Origin of the sequence: Paenibacillus sp. JMULE4 (assembly GCF_013337105.1) — a bacterium.
Lineage (GTDB): Bacteria > Bacillota > Bacilli > Paenibacillales > NBRC-103111 > Paenibacillus_G > Paenibacillus_G naphthalenovorans.
This window is the reverse complement of sequence record NZ_SGWF01000014.1, coordinates 467,476-484,454: the sequence shown is the minus strand read 5'-3', so window position 1 is coordinate 484,454 and position 16,979 is coordinate 467,476. Positions and strand designations below refer to the sequence as shown.

Annotated in this window: 20 protein-coding genes; 15 read left to right on the top strand and 5 right to left on the bottom strand. The window is 51.9% G+C overall.

Annotated elements, in window-relative coordinates; genetic code table 11:
• Positions 1 to 23: 23 nt before the first annotated feature.
• From EXW96_RS15275 to EXW96_RS15265, 3 genes are all read left to right on the top strand, one after another.
• The gene (locus EXW96_RS15275; protein WP_174350901.1) at positions 24 to 1,829 is read left to right on the top strand and encodes an L-fucose isomerase; all 1,806 of its coding nucleotides are present in this window, start codon (positions 24 to 26) and stop codon (positions 1,827 to 1,829) included.
• Positions 1,826 to 3,499, top strand: a complete 1,674-nt coding sequence (locus EXW96_RS15270) for a ribulokinase (protein ID WP_174350900.1) — start codon at positions 1,826 to 1,828, stop codon at positions 3,497 to 3,499. Before EXW96_RS15275 ends, EXW96_RS15270 begins: the two co-directional genes overlap by 4 nt.
• 171 nt (positions 3,500 to 3,670) lie before the next feature.
• A complete protein-coding gene (locus tag EXW96_RS15265) occupies positions 3,671 to 4,003 on the top strand; it encodes a metal-sensitive transcriptional regulator (protein WP_054819715.1) in 333 nt (110 codons plus the stop codon).
• Positions 4,004 to 4,075: 72 nt separating this feature from the next.
• Here the strand turns inward: EXW96_RS15265 and EXW96_RS27565 are convergent, their stop codons facing one another.
• Positions 4,076 to 5,581: a transposase gene (locus tag EXW96_RS27565; protein WP_254611197.1), complete on the bottom strand. Its 1,506-nt coding sequence runs from the start codon at positions 5,579 to 5,581 to the stop codon at positions 4,076 to 4,078.
• Positions 5,582 to 5,750: 169 nt separating this feature from the next.
• Between EXW96_RS27565 and EXW96_RS15255 the strand changes: the two genes are divergently transcribed.
• The 5 genes from EXW96_RS15255 to EXW96_RS15235 all read left to right on the top strand — a co-directional run bounded on the left by EXW96_RS15255 (position 5,751) and on the right by EXW96_RS15235 (position 10,231).
• Positions 5,751 to 5,912, top strand: a complete 162-nt coding sequence (locus EXW96_RS15255; protein ID WP_309225121.1) for a cation transporter — start codon at positions 5,751 to 5,753, stop codon at positions 5,910 to 5,912.
• A 327-nt stretch (positions 5,913 to 6,239) separates the two neighbouring features.
• Positions 6,240 to 7,466, top strand: coding sequence for a GTP-binding protein (locus EXW96_RS15250; protein ID WP_174350899.1), 1,227 nt, complete (start codon positions 6,240 to 6,242; stop codon positions 7,464 to 7,466).
• A 33-nt stretch (positions 7,467 to 7,499) separates the two neighbouring features.
• A complete protein-coding gene (rpmG, locus tag EXW96_RS15245; protein ID WP_137669913.1) occupies positions 7,500 to 7,649 on the top strand; it encodes a 50S ribosomal protein L33 in 150 nt (49 codons plus the stop codon).
• A gap of 148 nt (positions 7,650 to 7,797) precedes the next feature.
• Positions 7,798 to 9,573: a stalk domain-containing protein gene (locus EXW96_RS15240; RefSeq protein WP_174350898.1), complete on the top strand. Its 1,776-nt coding sequence runs from the start codon at positions 7,798 to 7,800 to the stop codon at positions 9,571 to 9,573.
• Positions 9,574 to 9,745: 172 nt separating this feature from the next.
• Positions 9,746 to 10,231 carry a hypothetical protein gene (locus EXW96_RS15235; RefSeq protein WP_074727801.1) on the top strand — a complete coding sequence of 162 codons (486 nt, stop codon included), beginning with the start codon at positions 9,746 to 9,748 and terminating at the stop codon, positions 10,229 to 10,231.
• A gap of 52 nt (positions 10,232 to 10,283) precedes the next feature.
• Here the strand turns inward: EXW96_RS15235 and EXW96_RS15230 are convergent, their stop codons facing one another.
• On the bottom strand, positions 10,284 to 11,234 hold the full coding sequence (locus EXW96_RS15230; RefSeq protein ID WP_256832001.1) for an SPL family radical SAM protein: 951 nt from the start codon (positions 11,232 to 11,234) through the stop codon (positions 10,284 to 10,286).
• 111 nt (positions 11,235 to 11,345) lie between these two features.
• Here EXW96_RS15230 and EXW96_RS15225 point away from each other — a divergent pair, with 111 nt between their 5' ends.
• The 3 genes from EXW96_RS15225 to EXW96_RS28580 all read left to right on the top strand — a co-directional run bounded on the left by EXW96_RS15225 (position 11,346) and on the right by EXW96_RS28580 (position 13,407).
• Entirely contained in the window at positions 11,346 to 11,624 is a 279-nt protein-coding gene (locus tag EXW96_RS15225; RefSeq protein WP_137669915.1) for an alpha/beta-type small acid-soluble spore protein, read from the top strand.
• A gap of 184 nt (positions 11,625 to 11,808) precedes the next feature.
• The gene (locus EXW96_RS15220; protein ID WP_174350897.1) at positions 11,809 to 13,167 is read left to right on the top strand and encodes a sensor domain-containing diguanylate cyclase; all 1,359 of its coding nucleotides are present in this window, start codon (positions 11,809 to 11,811) and stop codon (positions 13,165 to 13,167) included.
• A gap of 84 nt (positions 13,168 to 13,251) precedes the next feature.
• Entirely contained in the window at positions 13,252 to 13,407 is a 156-nt protein-coding gene (locus EXW96_RS28580; RefSeq protein ID WP_375256454.1) for a transposase, read from the top strand.
• A 250-nt stretch (positions 13,408 to 13,657) separates the two neighbouring features.
• Here EXW96_RS28580 and EXW96_RS27560 read toward each other — a convergent pair whose 3' ends face one another.
• Positions 13,658 to 13,786 (bottom strand): DUF6254 family protein, encoded by a 129-nt coding sequence (locus EXW96_RS27560; protein WP_254611394.1) that lies wholly within the window; start codon positions 13,784 to 13,786, stop codon positions 13,658 to 13,660.
• Positions 13,787 to 13,972: 186 nt separating this feature from the next.
• Here EXW96_RS27560 and EXW96_RS15210 point away from each other — a divergent pair, with 186 nt between their 5' ends.
• Positions 13,973 to 15,178, top strand: a complete 1,206-nt coding sequence (locus EXW96_RS15210) for an MFS transporter (RefSeq protein ID WP_174350895.1) — start codon at positions 13,973 to 13,975, stop codon at positions 15,176 to 15,178.
• A gap of 106 nt (positions 15,179 to 15,284) precedes the next feature.
• On the opposite strand, the gene EXW96_RS15205 is transcribed toward EXW96_RS15210, so the two are convergent.
• Positions 15,285 to 15,470 carry a hypothetical protein gene (locus EXW96_RS15205; RefSeq protein WP_062407055.1) on the bottom strand — a complete coding sequence of 62 codons (186 nt, stop codon included), beginning with the start codon at positions 15,468 to 15,470 and terminating at the stop codon, positions 15,285 to 15,287.
• A 217-nt stretch (positions 15,471 to 15,687) separates the two neighbouring features.
• On the opposite strand from EXW96_RS15205, the gene EXW96_RS15200 reads away from it, so the two are divergent.
• Positions 15,688 to 16,167 (top strand): DUF2062 domain-containing protein, encoded by a 480-nt coding sequence (locus tag EXW96_RS15200; protein ID WP_174350894.1) that lies wholly within the window; start codon positions 15,688 to 15,690, stop codon positions 16,165 to 16,167.
• A gap of 30 nt (positions 16,168 to 16,197) precedes the next feature.
• Here EXW96_RS15200 and EXW96_RS15195 read toward each other — a convergent pair whose 3' ends face one another.
• Positions 16,198 to 16,629, bottom strand: coding sequence for a MarR family winged helix-turn-helix transcriptional regulator (locus tag EXW96_RS15195; protein ID WP_174350893.1), 432 nt, complete (start codon positions 16,627 to 16,629; stop codon positions 16,198 to 16,200).
• A gap of 111 nt (positions 16,630 to 16,740) precedes the next feature.
• On the opposite strand from EXW96_RS15195, the gene EXW96_RS15190 reads away from it, so the two are divergent.
• Positions 16,741 to 16,914 (top strand): DUF2642 domain-containing protein, encoded by a 174-nt coding sequence (locus tag EXW96_RS15190; RefSeq protein WP_375256453.1) that lies wholly within the window; start codon positions 16,741 to 16,743, stop codon positions 16,912 to 16,914.
• A complete protein-coding gene (locus tag EXW96_RS28575; RefSeq protein ID WP_375256457.1) occupies positions 16,898 to 16,969 on the top strand; it encodes a DUF2642 domain-containing protein in 72 nt (23 codons plus the stop codon). Before EXW96_RS15190 ends, EXW96_RS28575 begins: the two co-directional genes overlap by 17 nt.
• The last annotated feature ends 10 nt before the right edge of the window (positions 16,970 to 16,979 follow it).

Sequence of the window (16,979 nt, the reverse complement as noted above, 5' to 3'; positions counted from 1 at the left end):
TATATGAGGAGGCCCAACTCATCATGAGTACACCCATCGTAAACCGACTGAATGTCCCAATGCCCAAAATCGGAATCCGTCCGACCGTAGACGGTCGTCGGGGCGGAATTCGCGAGTCGCTGGAAGACATCACCATGAACATGGCTCATGCCGTAGCCAAGCTGCTGTCCGAGAACATACGCCATTCGAACGGCCTGCCGGTGGAATGCGTGATTGCCGATTCCTGCATCGGAGGTGTGGCGGAAGCAGCGCAAACCGCAGAGAAGTTCGCCCGCGAAGGGGTCGGCGTATCCATTACGGTGACGCCTTCCTGGTGCTATCCTCTGGAGACGATGGATACCGATCCATTGATCCCGAAAGCGATATGGGGCTTTAACGGAACTGACCGCCCGGGAGCGGTGTACCTGGCTGCCGTGCTGGCGGCACACAACCAGAAAGGCTTACCGGCCTTTGGCATCTACGGTAAAGATGTACAGGATTTTGGCGATGACTCGATTCCGGCCGACGTGCAGGAGAAGCTGATCCGCTTTGCCAAAGCCGGTTTGGCGGTGGCCACGATACGCGGGAAGGCGTATTTGTCTTTGGGTTCGGTATCCATGGGCATCGCCGGTTGTATCGCTGACGAAAGCTTTTTCCATGAATATTTGGGCATGCGCAACGAATATGTGGATATGACCGAGTTTGTACGCCGCATGGAACGCGGAATTTACGATAAGGAGGAATACGAAAAGGCGCTGCGCTGGGTGAAGGAGCACTGCAGGGAAGGCGAGGATGTGAACCCGGATCACCTGAAGCGGACACGCGAGCAGAAGGACCGCGATTGGGAGACCGTTGTGAAAATGACGCTGATTGCACGCGACCTGATGGTCGGCAATCCGAAGCTCGCGGAAATGGGTTACGGAGAAGAAGCGCTCGGACACCATGCTATTGCCGCAGGATTTCAAGGCCAGCGTCAGTGGACGGATCATTACCCAAACGGGGATTTTATGGAAGCGATTCTGACTTCATCCTTTGACTGGAACGGGATTCGGGAGCCGTATATCATGTCTACCGAGAACGATACATTGAATGCGGTGACGATGCTGCTGGGGCATTTGCTTACGGATGCGGCTCAGATTTTTGCGGATGTCCGTACGTATTGGAGTCCTGAAGCGGTGAAGCGTGTGACGGGCAAAGAGCTGGAGGGCATGGCCGCGGGAGGTATCATCCACTTGATTAACTCGGGTCCGGCGGCACTGGACGGCACGGGACAGCAAACAAAGGACGGAGCGCCTGCGATGAAGCCGTTCTGGGAAATTACCGGGGAAGAAGTAGAGAAGTGTCTTCAGGCGACAAAGTGGTGTCCGGCCGTCGATTTCTTCCGTGGCGGCGGCTTCTCGACGGATTTCCAAACGAAGGGCGGAATGCCGGTAACGATGGCCCGGATCAATCTCGTCAAAGGGCTGGGACCTGTTCTTCAGCTGGCGGAAGGCTACACCGTTGACATTCCGCAGGATGTTCACGATATCCTGGATCAGCGTACGAATCAGACTTGGCCGACCACCTGGTTTGTGCCTAATCTGACGGGCGAAGGCGTTTTTAAGGATGTATATTCGGTCATGAATAACTGGGGCTCCAACCACTGTGCGCTGAGCTACGGTCATATCGGGGCGGACCTGATAACGCTCGCGTCGATGCTGCGCATTCCGGTCAGCATGCACAATGTGCCTGCGGAGAAATGCTTCCGCCCAAGCGCGTGGAGCGCCTTCGGCACGGCGGATGCGGAAGGAGCCGATTTTCGGGCGTGCGCGGCTTATGGGCCGCTGTATGCGGGAGGTCGGGGACGTTGAGCGGGAAGTACGTTTTAGGCGTCGACTATGGAACGGAATCCGGCCGCGTGCTGCTGGTTAACACAGCTACCGGCGAGGAACTGGCCACTCATGTGACCGCGTATCCCCATGGTGTCATGGACCGCAGGCTGCCCGGGGGACAGCCCTTGGAGCCGGATTGGGCGCTGCAGCATCCGGATGATTATCTGGAGGTGCTTTCGCTTTCCATTCCGGAAGTGCTGCGAGCCTCCGGGGTTGATCCGCAGGATGTGATCGGTATCGGTATTGATTTTACCTCTTGCACCATGCTTCCCGTCGACAGCTGCGGCATTCCGCTGTGCCGCAAGGAGGAGTACCGGTCTGAGCCGCACAGCTGGGTGAAGCTGTGGAAGCATCATGCCGCGCAGCCGGAGGCGGATCGGATCAATGAGCTGGCGAAACAAACCGATCAGCCGTTTCTTGCCCGGTACGGCGGAACGATTTCTTCGGAATGGATGCTGCCCAAGGTGATGCAGATATTGAATGAAGCTCCCGAACTGTATGATGCGGCGGATTTGTTCGTGGAAGCGGCGGATTGGCTTGTGTGGCAGTTAACCGGGAAACTGACCCGCAGCAGCTGCAATGCAGGCTATAAGGGAATATGGCATAAGCAGGACGGTTACCCTGCACGGGAATTTCTGAAGGCGCTGGATCCCCGGCTTGAGCATCTGTATGAGACCAAGCTGCGGGGAGAGGTCAAGCCGATCGGTTCCCGGGCGGGAATCCTGAGCGCAGAGGCTGCAAGCCGTTTCGGGCTGAGTCCGGGAACGGCAGTAGCCGTAGCGGTCATCGACGCTCATGCGGCTGTACCGAGCGTCGGCGTGGTCAGCGGCGGCAGCATGGTGCTGGCCATGGGCACCTCGCTGTGCCACATGCTGCTTAGCGAGAAGGAAGTGTACGCGGAGGGCATATGTGGCGTCGTCGAGGACGGGATTGTGCCTGGGCTTTTCGGCTACGAAGCCGGACAGCCGGCGGTCGGAGACTTGTTCGCATGGTATGTGAATCAGGCGGTTCCGGCGCATGTGAAGCTTGAAGCGGAGGCCGAGGGGCTGCACGTTTATGCCCTGCTCGAGCGTAAAGCCTCCCGGCTGGCGCCCGGCGAAAGTGGTGTGTTGGCCCTGGATTGGTGGAACGGCAGCCGTTCGCCGATCATGAATGCGGATCTTTCCGGCTGCTTGATCGGATGCACCCTATCGACGAGGCCGGAAGATATTTATCGTGCCCTGTTGGAAGCGGCGGCATTCGGAACCCGGCGCATTATCGATACGTTCGAGGAAGGCGGAGTCGAGGTGCGCGACCTCTATGCTTGCGGCGGTCTGCCGGAGCGCAACCGGCTGTTGATGCAAATATTCGCCGATGTCACCGGGCGTACCATCAAAGTTGCGGCCTCCTCGCAAACGACTGCGCTTGGCGCGGCCATCTATGGAGCCGCTGCCGCCGGGGCGGCGGCCGGCGGGTACGACAGCGTACGGGAAGCCGCCGCAGCCATGGGAAGGGTCAGAGAGGAGGCCTATGAACCGAATTTGGAGCACACGGAGACGTATGAGCTGTTGTATCGCGAATACGTCCGGCTGCAGGACTACTTCGGCCGCGGCGGGAATCGTGTGATGAAGACGTTGAAGACGCTGAAGGAAGCGGGACGGTCCCGGTAAATCGGTTCTGCGCCTTCCCGGGCGCGTAAATGAAATAACGTTTGAATTCTCGGCAGCAGGCGGGATTCAAACGTTATTTTCTTTGTCCGGGCTGATCGAGGTGAGCTGAAGAGGGTCGGCTTGACATACCCCATAGGGGTATTATATTCTATTGGTGTGAGGAGGTACGCCATGGATCATTTAAATGGAGCCACTGAAGACATCTCGTGCTGTTCCAATACAGAGGAGCGCAGGAGTCATCACTCGGACAAGACGAAAAGCAATTTGATCAGCCGCTTAAATCGGATCGAAGGGCAAATCCGGGGTGTCAAAGGTATGATTGAGAGAGACACGTATTGCGACGATGTACTGAATCAGATTGCAGCGATTCAATCGGCCTTGAACGGTGTTGGCAAGCTACTCCTTGAGAATCACATGAAAAGCTGCGTTATCGAGCGTATCCAATCCGGCGATCATGAAGTCATTGACGAAATTTTGGTCACCATGAATAAACTGATGAAATAAGAAGGAGTGGTAAGGATGAAACAGGCAACGCTGCAGGTGGAAGGAATGTCCTGCAATCATTGTGTACATGACCTATGCAGTTCGTGGTAAGACCTGGTAAAGTTCTGGTCTGGGTGTAACCCAAAGAAGCATTAAATAATGCTCTGGCCAAAACAATTCAATTAGTCTTGCAAATTGCCGCACTTGTATGTCACAATCAATAGAGATTCGCTGAATGCCCTTGTGGTTTTTCACGCGAACCTGACAACGAGTGTGGAAGAGGCCACGAACCATTTCGCCGTGGGTGTAGCCTTCATCACTCGTTTTTTCTTTGTTCAGTTCGAAAAGCGCAACGGCTAATAATGTCTCAGCGGCGAACAATAGCTCGAAATGAGCATGGTGATGCGCTTCGGATTGGGCATGGCACTTTTCAAAAGCCAGTTCCTGCTTGGCTGCACGAAAGAACACTTCGATCCGCCAGCGTTTTACGTAGGTCTGCAATGCTTGCTCCGGCGCATCAAAGCGGTTACTGATGAGCAAGTACGCGCCTCTGTAAGTGGCAGGGGACTCTTCCTCTTCTGTCTGGACGGGATTCGAATCGGGTTGTTCATCTTCCTTTAATCGCATGGCGACAACAGCGGCGATCGGTACAAATCGTTGTTTGGTCACTTGCTTTCCTTTTCGATTTATAGTGGTGTAAGGGCGCTTCATGTAAATACCCGGAATGGAAATGGAACTCAATCCGGATGTCGCTTGACGAGTCAAATCCTTGAACACTTCGCGGATGAGCATGACCGGAGTCAGCGGCACGAAGCGTTCTCGACGGGTACCGGGTTCAATGACTTTACGGAATAAAGCGGTGTTGCGCTTGGCCTTGGTTACCCAATCAAAGTTGTTTTCTTCTAGGAATACGAAAAATTTCTTGCACAGATACCACCGGTCCATCGCCACCCACAGTCGGCATGTGACGGATTCACGCAGCATCAAAAGCATCTGTCTGGCCAGATCCAGCTTCGTAAGACCCTCACCCTTCGTTTCCGGCTTATGCCACACGCGGTAAAACAACGGATATTCCAATCCGCTTTTTAGGACAGCTTGCAGGACCACAAGATTCATCGCCCATGCATATGTTTTTGTGGAATGGTCGTAGAGCCAGCTGAGAAACGGAAGTTGTTTGGCGTAGGGATGCGCACTATGCGTATCATCGAGATTGACCACATCCCCATCGGAGAGTCGGGTCAGGGTATCTTGCTGCAATCGCTCGACACGCTTTTTTCCAAAGGTCATCCAGGCAAAGCTAGTCGTGAAGAAGCGGCTCAACGTATACTGAGTGAGCTTCCAGGGCTGGAACATGACTTTCAGCAAGGCATCCTTGTCGGCTAACTGTGCCATTTGAACAACGGATGAACAATTGGAAACGAGACCGACGACATAAAGGAAGCAAAGGAGCCAAGACGGTGTTCCACTACGCTTCATCATGCCGGATTGGGAGAGCAGCAGAGAGAAGTCAAAACGATCCCACAAACTTTTTAGGACGGGGGCTCCCGCGCATTCACTATGATTGAGCTCAGTAAATCTCAGTTTTTGTAACGCTGACATTGGCAAACCACCTATAATCTAGAAGATATACCCTGCAAATAGAGGTATCCTTCGCGATTATGGGGGTGTTTCCAAAATGTCAAGTGGTTTTTCGTCCTAATTTCGAGAAATTAGTGACATTTGTGCAGCAAAAACCACCGTTTACCAGTTAATGACACGAACTGCATAGATCATATGTGTAAACTCTATTGAAAAAGCCATAAAAGAGCTGGGTGCCGAGGGGAAAGTAAATTTGAGCGGCAAGACGGTTACCGTGGATTACGATGAGAGCAAGTTAACTATTGAGACCATTAAGGAAGCCATTGAAGATCAAGGCTACGAGGTAGTTTAATCCGCGACCGTATCGATTTTAGATTAAGACGGCTCAATCAAGAAGGGACAAGAACAGCAGCCGGCAAAAAGTATACCATTTTTTCAACGACCATACATCCACATGGAGCCGATCGGGACGATCGGCTCCTTTTGGTTTAACCGGGAGTTCCGATCCCACAAAACCATCTGGGAGGCGAAGTGCGTCCATTCGAAGAACCTGTGTGCTTCATGCGGTAGACAGATAACGCATCATAATTCATAATCGTAAAAAATACTATTTACACATAGGTGTTGTTGATATACAATATATTTAATTGTAATAATTACGTATAAAAGGAGCCTGAGTATGCTTGAAAGAAAAAACAAAATTCCCGTTACGGTATTGAGCGGCTATCTGGGCGCAGGTAAGACTACGATATTGAATCACGTATTGAATAACCGCCAAGGGCTGAAGGTCGCGGTCATCGTGAACGACCTGAGCGAAGTGAATGTCGATGCGGAGCTGATTAAGGACGGGGGCGGTCTTTCACGTACGGAAGAGAAGCTCGTGGAAATGTCGAACGGCTGTATATGCTGTACGCTGCGTGAGGATTTGCTTAAGGAAGTGGAGCGCTTGGCGCGGGACGGTCGTTTCGATTACATTCTCATCGAATCGACGGGCGTCGGCGAACCGGTACCTGTGGCGCAAACCTTCACTTACATCGATGAGGAGCACGGCATTGACTTGTCGAAAATTTGCCGTCTCGATACGATGGTCACGGTGGTTGATGCTTACCGGTTCTGGCACGATTTCTCTTCCGGCGAAACGCTGCTCGACCGCCGGCAGGCGGTAGGTGAAGACGATACGCGTGACGTGGTCGATTTATTGATCAGTCAAATCGAATTTTGCGATGTGCTGATCTTGAACAAATGCGGCATGGTGGAGCCCGAGGAGCTGAATGAGCTTGAACAGGTACTGCGCAAGCTGCAGCCGCGCGCCAAGCTGATCCGGACGGATTACGGCCAAGTGGACCCGCATGACATTTTGAACACCGGCTTGTTTGATTTTGATGCGGCCAGCACCTCAGCCGGATGGATTCATGAGCTGGAAAAGGAGGAGCATACACCGGAAACGGATGAGTACGGCATATCGTCGTTCGTCTATGAGCGCCGCAGGCCGTTTCATCCGCAGAGACTGACCGAGTGGATGGCCGATTGGCCCGGGGAAATCGTTCGCGCAAAGGGGACGATCTGGCTGGCAAGCCGTAATGAGCTCGCACAAAGCCTGAGTCAGGCAGGCCCGTCCATCCAATTCGGGCCGGCAGGATACTGGGTCGCTTCCCTGCCCGAAACGGAGCGTCAAGCGGTGCTTGCCGAGGAGCCTGAGCTTTTGAAGCATTGGGATGCCGAGTATGGTGACCGGATAAACCGGGTGGTCTTTATCGGTATCGGCATGGATCAAGAGCGCTTTGCTTCCGAGCTGGATGCCTGCCTGCTGACGCCGGAAGAGATGAAATCCGATTGGAAAAAGCTGAAGGATGAGCTGCCGAACGCTTCCTCCGAGCAGTTGGAAGCGGCATTTGCCCAGCAGTGATATCTGAAAATCAAACAAAAAGGAGCTGTCCATATGCGAGTTATCGTAACCTTGGCGTGTACCGAATGCGGGGACCGCAATTATACGACCACCAAAAATAAGAAAACCCACCCTGACCGGCTGGAGCTGAAAAAATATTGCCCGCGTCTGAACAAAGTGACGCTTCATCGGGAAACGAGATAACAAACACCAGAAAGGGGCGCTGCCAATTAGAACAATCGTTGGCTGTGCTCCTTTTTTTCGTATTTTTGGGTAAATATACTGCAACCTGCATCTCCCTGGATACGTCTAATGAACAAGAAAGGCAATCCGGGATGATAGGGGACTGGGTATGAAGAGTAAACAAATGCTTGCTTGGATAACCTTGCTGGGCTTACTGATTCCCGCATCAGCACAAGCGGACGCTCCGGCGTCTTCAGCAGCCGTTCATTTGAATGGGAAAAACTTGAAGCTGCAGCATGCGCCGATCGAAGAAAAGGCCGGCTTTCTCATTCCTCTGCGTGAAGTGCTGGAGGCGTCCGGATGGAAGATCACCTGGTACGATGAGGATCAGACTATTACGGCAGAGAAGCAAACCGGAAACCAAAATCATTCGTTGAAGGTCAGTATCGGTTATAGCCGCGGGGCCTTTAATGGAAATATGCTCGATCTGCCCGTCCCTCCGAGGTTGGTGGACGGAACCGCTTACCTTCCGGCAACCGCCCTGCAGCATTTGGATATGAAGCTGGATTGGGATGAAGCCAAGCGCGTCCTGATCATTGAAGAGGCTCCGGAAGCGCGAACATTCGTATATTTGAACGGAAGCCGGTATGAGGGTGAATTGTTCGGAGGTGTGCCGAACGGTCGGGGAAAGCTGTACAGCGCGGAAGGTCGTTTGATTTATGAAGGGGAAATGGCAAACGGGCTCGCTCACGGCTCAGGAAAGCTGTACAACAAAGACGGAACACTACAATACAGCGGCAGCTTTAAACATGACCAGTTTCATGGATGGGGTAAGGCGTACAGAGCTGACGGTACGCTGGAGTACGCGGGAATGTTTTCTTACGGAGAACGAACACCGGGGGGCTTTTCCTATCTAAGCAACGGAATAAAATGGGTTCCGGACCGGGAGGCGCCAGCCTTATCACAGCGGAAAACCGTTATTTATCCGAACGGAGTCATGTTTACCGGCACCTTCTCGGGAGGCCGGGCAGAGGGGGAAGGCAAGCTGGCGTCCCTGTTCGGGGAGGTCATTGCAGAAGGAATATGGAAGGAAGGGCGATTGGAGACGGAAAGCGGTTCGTCGACGAGATTGGCATCCGTATCGGACAGCGTTTATTACAGCCTGACCACGCATTCTACCAAACTGCGGCGTTATGTAAGCGAAGCCCATGGGTTTGACGTGCAGCTTCCGGACGTTTGGCTCGGCAAGCCGCTTGAGATAAAGGAAGGTCCGGATGAAGTCTCGTTTTTTTATATTTCGCCATCCCAGCCTGATCGGAAGGCACTTCTGTTTACCATCAAGCAGTATACGGAGAAGGAATGGCCGGGGACAGGGACGGCTGTCCGTTTGCGGGAGCATAACGGTTGGGTTTACGGGTATGCGATAGAGAGTGGAGGGGCGGATTTGCCTGCAGAGGAAGCAGCCGATGCTGCAGCGATGCGAGAAAGCTCCGGACAATTACTCGAAGGCTTCCGGCTGATCCGTCCGGATGTTAGCGTAAGCGCAGAGGATCTTAAACGGCCGGATAAAGAGCTGTGGGAGAAGTTTGCGCATATCGAAAAGTGGACTCTGCAAACGGCCGGGATTTATCCTGAAGGTGTATGGTTGAACGAATGCGATAAGCAGCTGGTCACAAGCAGGCTTCAGGAAGTGTATGATCCCGCAATGGCTGAACGGATGTTTGCCAACCAGAACAGACCGGTAGACGGAGGCTATGAACCCATTCCGATCGGCTATGTATCCATCGCCATGATCGAAGATGACTTGAGAGTGAAGCGGGAACAGGATTCAGCCGAAAATCGGCTTCGCATGACGATAGCCGGCGATGATGTCGAGGTCATGTACACACTGGATTCAGCCACCCTCAAAATTGTGGATTATCAAGTAATCAGGTCCAACTATTAAGCGAGTGGGAAAAACCTTTTGGATCATCGCCCAGGCCTGTCCCGGTTCTCCGATATAGTGGTTGAGCGTGCTTGGGCGGGCTGTCAAATCCTCGCAAAGCTGAACTTGTATAGCATCTGCCGTACGGATGAATACTTACCTTAAGATGTCTGTATATTCTGAGGGAGGTATTATGAAAAAGCTTTATCTTTTGGCATCGATCTTACTGCTGTTCTTTGCAATCCATCCTGTTCAAGCCAAGAGCGTTGTACCCTATGAAGAACAATGGCAGAGTACGGATGATACCGGCAGGTATGAGGCCAACAGGTATAGATCGGGCAGAGGCTCTTATACGGGCGGAAGAACCGGGGGAATTGCGCCCGGCACGGGAACCGCTCCAAGGACGCCCGGCGATTATGCAAGAAACAACCCCAGAACCGCCGTTCCCCCCGGAGGAGGCGCAGCGGCCCCCAGACCAGGAACCGGCTTGGGCGGATGGTTCGGCGGATTGGCTGCCGGCGCCATCCTGGGCAGTATTTTGAATCCGTTCGGCTTCTTTGGCTGGGGGTACGGGTTCGGTACGCCGTACGGCATATTCTCGATTCTCGGGCTGCTGTTTTGGGGAGCGATTTTGGTTTTTGCGTACCGCTGGTTTAAGCGGGCGATGAGAAACAGTTAGCCCATCCATGGCGTCACGCAATCAAGGCGAAGCAGCGTTCCGGTTAAATCATCTAGTCGAATGTAAAGGATAATTGGACAGGCTCGGACGATGTTGGATCAAGGTCCGCCGGTCCGCCGTTTTCTTGAAGGAACGGCCGGTAAGCGGGCACGCGATATTTTTGCAGCAGCGCATGAAGCCGGTCCATGATTTCAGTTCTGTACTGCTTTGGAGCGTATGGAGAGCGGCTGTACAGCTTCGCAAAGGGTTCCAGCATTTGGGGATAATGCTCGCGCAGCGTACCGAAAAACCATGACTTCACGGCATTCGTGTTCAGCCGGAGCACCGATCCCATAATAAAATGAGCACCCGCCTCGGACGAATGCTTAACGACTTGTTCCATTGAACCCGGGCCATCCGTCAAGAAGGGAAGGATTGGCGCCATAAAAATGCCGGCTTCCACACCTTCCCCGGTTAAGCGCTCTAAAGCTTCCAGCCTTCGCTGCGGCGAGGGAGTCATGGGTTCAAAATGACGCCACACTTCCTTATCCAATGTGTTCAGACTGATGTTGACGGAGCTGCCGGTAAGCTTCTTGAGGATATCCAGATCGCGCAAAATCAACGGGGAACGGGTCGTAATGCTGACTGGAATCCGGTAAGCCGCAAGCACTTCCAGACATTGGCGGGTGAGCAGCATACGGCTTTCGAGCGGTTGGTAAGGATCCGTTGCCGTGCCGATGGCCACTTTGCCCAGCTTTCCCCGTCCGTTTTTTGAGCGGAGCATGCGTACAACCTGAGCTTCGAGAGCCTCGCGGGCATTGTTTTTATATAAAATATGATGCTGAAACGTATCATCCGCATCCATGCCCAGAAACGAATGAGTGGAGCGGGCATAACAGAAGCTGCAGCCGTGCTGGCAGCCGCGGTAAGGATTAATAGACCAGTCAAACGGCATGGATGGGGCTTTAACCGGATTCAGCACCTGCTTGGCATGAAGCGGTTCAAAGGTTGTTGGCAAAGCCACTTTAACATCCATCCTTTCACCTGAAATAGGAATATATGTTCTATAAACGAATTATAAAACGGAACATTTGTTCTGTCAAACTTACTGACGAAAGAAAGGAGCCATAACAAGATGGCGAGAAGAAGAGGGAGAAGGCCTCTTGTACCGGGGGCTGGACATGGATTGGATATGCTTAAGGCGGAAGTGATGCAGCGTGCAGGATATTCGGTGAGCCGGGACCGCCCCGATCTGGTGAAATACGAGGTGGCCCGTTCGTTAGGCGTTCCCTTGCAGACCGCGAATAACGGAAACCTATCCACCGAGGAGGCAGGCAAAATCGGAGGCCAGATCGGCGGACGTATGGTACGGGAAATGATCCGCATGGCCCAGGAGCAGTTGACGAAACGGTAACCGGGCCTTCAGAGCGCCTTCTGACGAGCAGAACGTCAGAAGGCGCAAGCAATGAAATGATGGGCCTTCCGGTTGACGGCCTATCTTTATTTTTTTTTTTTTACAATATTTGTTGAAAAAGAAATAATGAAATCTTATGATAGGACTATATATACTACAGTCTTGGACAAGGGAGGAGTTTTCCATGTACAAAGTATGGCGCAGACTCCTTCCGAAGCATCATTTTGGTTCCGATATAATTGAAAGTCTGACTCGCATGATTTTTATTCTGGGACTATTTTTTCTGTTTATGATTATATGGATCAATGGTTGCCTGAACCGATTGAATGAAGAAATCATGCAGTTGGAGAAAGTTTCGAGACATGTGCTTATTTTGCAAAAAGCGTTTATCGATCAGGTAACCGCCCGGCAAAGTTATCATTTGACCGGAGACGCAGCGTTTTTGCAGTCTTTTGAGAGTTCATCATCGGACTACATACAATCGGTGAGGGAATTGCAAAACGCTGTCACCGCTTATCCTGAATTTCTCGAACCTATCCGGAAATTAGTAGAAGCGGGCATGCATTGGCAGGACAAATACGGATCACTGGAAGCCTTGAAAAATGGCAAAACATTGACGACCGGGGAGCTGCTCGAAGGAAAAACGATCGCCGATGATTTTCGCAACAGGTCCATGGAAATTTCCCGTATGCTTCACGCCAAGCAATCGGAAGTATCCAAAGCTTACACATCCGGGATTACAAAAATGTTGTATACGTCCATTGCCGTCTGTGCGCTGGTGATAGGCCTGGTCGTAACCGATGTGGTTCAGAAGCTGCGGCGGATTATCCGGCCGATCAAAGAGTTAAGCTCCGCTGTCGAAGGATATGCCCGGCAAAAGTTTGATGTGCCTGTGCCGTCCCTGAAAAAAAATGATGAGCTTGGCAAGCTTTTCGATCATATCGAACATATGCGGCTGATGCTGAAGGAGCATTTTGAACAGAGCCGGCGGCAGGTGTATCTGGACGGTTTAACCGGCATCGGGAACCGGCGTTACTTTGATGAATCTCTTGATTTGGCATTCGAACGGGCAACATCGGAGGGAGAGGCGTTCAGCCTGATCCTGATGGATATCGACCGGTTCAAATGGTTTAATGATACCTATGGTCATGCGGAAGGCGACAGGCTGTTGAGGCACGTTACCGGTATCGTGCAAAGAATGTTGCCGGATCATATGGTGTTCGCCAGATACGGAGGGGAAGAATTTGCGGTTATTGTCCCGGGGCTCGACATGAATGAAACGATGATCGTGGCAGAGATGCTGCGAAGCGAAGTGGAACGGCAAGCGCTGGATTCCTACCGGATCACGGCGAGCTTTGGCATCTCTTCTTTAAGAAAAGGCGATACGGCGGAAGCGCTGCTGGTGCGTGCGGATCAAGCGTTGTACGCTTCCAAAAAAACGGACGCAATTGTGTTTCGGCAAGATAAAAAATCTAAGGACCCCACGGGCCTCGCCACGGTGGTATCCTCGGCTGTGTACGCCCAGCATGGGCGTCATCTCTAGGGTGAAAGTCCCGAACGGGGGCTGGCGAGCGTCTACCGTTAGCCAAGGGCAAGGGCCAAGAAAAACCCTAATGTACCCTTACTTATGGGTATACCGGGCATATCGGTGTTGAGTGCTTTAACCATCCTTGCAGAAATTGGGGATGTGACAAGATTTCTTTCTCCAAAGAAGCTAGCATGCTATGCCGGACTTGTGCCATCCGTTCATCAATCCGGAAAACGCGTTATACGGGGAACATAACGAAAGAGGGCCGAGCAACACTGCGATGGATTCTGGTAGGGAGAGCGCCTTGACAAAACCGACCTTAGATTATGATTGGTTATTAAGCAAGCCAGGGAAAATGCAGGCAGGGTCAAAAAACGAAAATGGCCCGGTCCAGTTTGTTATTGCCATTTTTCGATCCAAATCAAGCAATACATATTTTTTGAACAAGGGACTTGCACTTTTTCATAGGTGAGAGGACGGGGGTTAGTCGCCCTCTCCTACTCGATTACTCTTTCGGATGTTCCGCATCGTATTCAGTCGAGTATTGTGCAAGAGACTTGATTTTACCGTGCGGTCGCTGAGTTTGCTTACGGATTTTCCATTGGTTTTCCTCACGTCGTTTGGAATGGCTCATCCCTTGTCAGCTCCTTTGCTTCACGTTAAATAAAGTGGTCTTGCTTTTTTAGCATGGCGGAGCTCAAGAGGTTTTATGCTTGACTAAATTTTCACGAGCCGGTACGCGCTGCCGCAAAGATGTTTGCTTTAAAACGCAGCTGCAGGTCAGATACAATCAAAAGAAGCTTAAGAACGGGTGGAGTAGATGAGGGCGTTTTTTTGGAACGGTTGTTTGTCGTATCTGTTGATCGGATTGGCCCATGTCATTATGGGATCTCTTCTTCCTGAAATGTTGGTTTACTATAACAAGGATTACAGCGATGGCGGTCTTCTGGTATCGTTTCAGTTCACGGGGTTTCTGATCGGTGTGCTCGCAGGCCCATGGTGCGCCCGACAGCTTGGGAAAAGGGGAGCTATCCTGATGTGTCTGTTCTGCCTGAGTGCAGCGCAGCTTGTCTTTTTTTCGCTGCCGGCCTGGGGGCTTGTGCTCGCCGTCGCACCCGTGGCCGGCTTCGGATTCGGAATGGTGGAGACCATTATCGGTGCTTTAGTGATTCAATATATGGAGGGTAGTCAAAAAACGTCATCCATGGCAAGGCTGGAGGTATTTTTCGGCTTAGGCGCTCTATTGATGCCGCTTTTCTCTTCCGCCTTCATCGCCGCCGGCTGGTGGCGGGGCGCTTTCCTGAGCTTGAGCCTCCTTTCCGTGATCGTACTGGTCCTTTGGGCGAAGCTGCCTCTGGGCAGAATGCAGAGTTTGATGGGACGGCAGGACGGGGGGCAGGCCGCAGAAGCCCGTACCCGGCTGAGAATGAGCGGCGGTTCCTGGACGCTGTTGATCCTGTTTTTACTTGTATTTGTGGTTTATGTAGGGACCGAGATGAGCGTGGCCAACTTCTTGCCGTCCATACTTGTTGAGAATGTCGGGGTTAAACCGGAGATCGGAGCACTCGGGGCAACCTGTTTCTGGGGCGCAATAACCGTCGGGAGATTATTTGCCGCTCAACTGGCGGAGAAGGTAGGCAAAACCCGTTATTTACTGCTCGGGTCTTTAGGAGGCGCCGTAATTTTGGCCGGATTTAACATGGCAAGCGGAGCAGCAGCCAGCTTTACGCTGATTCTGCTCCTTGGACTTGTGATGTCAGGCATGTTTGCCGTTGCGCTTGTTTATGCCAACGAGTTCTTCCGTGGAAGGGAGGAACGGATCACCAGCATGCTGATCGCGGCAGGCGGGGTTGGCGGCGCACTCGTTCCACTGCTGACGGGATGGCTTATGGAACGTCTGTCCATACAACAGGCCTTGTGGGCATTGGTTCTGTTCTATGCGCTGATGTTTGTTCTGGTGCTTCAAGCTTCACGGGTGGAAGGAAAAGACGGCTCATCGGCTTCGGTCCAAGACTCCGGGGGATAAGCAGGGCTGTTCCCCGATCAATCAAGCGAAGCGAACATTGGAGCATATCTGATCATGCTTATTATGCAGTAAACAAAAAACGGCCAGCAGGGCCGTCTTCCGACATTCATTCATTTTTATTGTCATCTTGATTCAAATGCAAGTCTTCCAGCGTATACCGATGATTCCACAAAAATTCCATATCGTACTCCGTTGAATCGTTCGCAAGAAGTTGAAGTAAAACGACGATAAATCCAATGAGGATCGCTCCGAACAACGCCAACCACATCAGAAGCTGAATCGTATGGTACATACGGACACGCTCCCTTTCGGTTTTGTTGCTATTATCGTATGAACCGTTCCTCCAAAAGTTGATCCCGATGATGCGGAATTTATGATGGCTAGCTAATCCTTGTCAGCGGCCGAATGGGCGGCTATAATGGAAATGAACGTCATAAAAAGACTAAAACGAATAGGAGCCCGGTAAACCATGGCTCCTATTCGTTTTTATCAGATCTTATGGAGACGGAATGATGAAATGGACAAGAAAATGGAGATTGACCCTGATCCGGCTGCTCCGGGTAAAATCTGCCGACCGTCATGTCGCCCTTGGACTTGTTGTCGGTTTTGTTCCGTGCTGGCTGCCTACTTTCGGCATAGGAGCCATTCTTTCAGCCGCCCTCGCGCGCTTGTTTAAGGCCAGTGTAACGGCCGCTCTGGCATCCGCCGCCGTCGGTTCCGTTCTTTGGCCGGCCCTGTTCTACCTCAATTATAAAATCGGCGGGCTCGTATCTTTGCTCTTCAGCAGACATACTCCTGCGGAAATCGAAATCGATGAAGTGGAGTATATGGAAGCTGCAGAGAACGTTCAAAGCCGGGCACAGATAGGCATTGATTTTACAGTGGGCGCCTTGATCAACAGCGTCGTATTCTCTGTTATAGGCTACTATGTTATTCTGGCCATTCTCAACAGATACCGTGTACCGCTGCTTAATAAACTGCGTTCTTAAGTACTTCTTAGATGCGGCAGCGGCCAGCGGTTATAATATTTCTTCCCTGCTTAATATCTGTTTGAAAATGCGGGTTAAATGACGGACATCCTCTTCGGGTAAATCCCCGAAATAAGCCTCGACCACTCTCTTCTTATGAGCTCTCAAGGCTTCAATGACTTCCCGGCCTTTATCCGTAATCTCCATCATGACAACCCTGCGGTCTTCCTCCGACCGGGTTCTTTTGGCAAAGCCTCCGGCAATCAGTTTGTCGGATAACGTTGTAACGGCACCGGAAGTAATCCACAGCGCCTCGGCGATTTGGGACACCTTGAGCGGCCCGTCGCTATCCAATTTTTCCAAAATAATCGCTTGGGAAGCCGATACACCCTGTTCTTCAAATCGGGACCAGCTTGTTCTTATCCTGCGAAATAATTGTCTGAATGTTTCTTCCAACTCATATAAGTCTTGACGGCTTGTCATGGAATCCCCCTTCATTCACCGGTCTATATAAACTATTGTACCACGAATAGCCTAAATTCCCGAAGCATATGTGCAAGAGAATGTTAATGATATGAGGAGGATTTATACATAATGAACCAACCGCATGTCGCCCAGCCTCAGCCGGTATTTCAGGTAGACCCGTTCGTCGTCCAAACGCTTCGAGCTGTCCTCGGCAAAAAGCTGGTGGTTGAGACGATCAGGGGGAGTGTTTCCGGAGACTTAAGGGAAGTAAAGCCGGAATCATGTCGTGGTGCAGCAAGCTGACGGAAAGCCGGTTTATGTCCGAATTTCCCAAATCGTCTGGATCATGCCGGTATGAATCTGTCCAT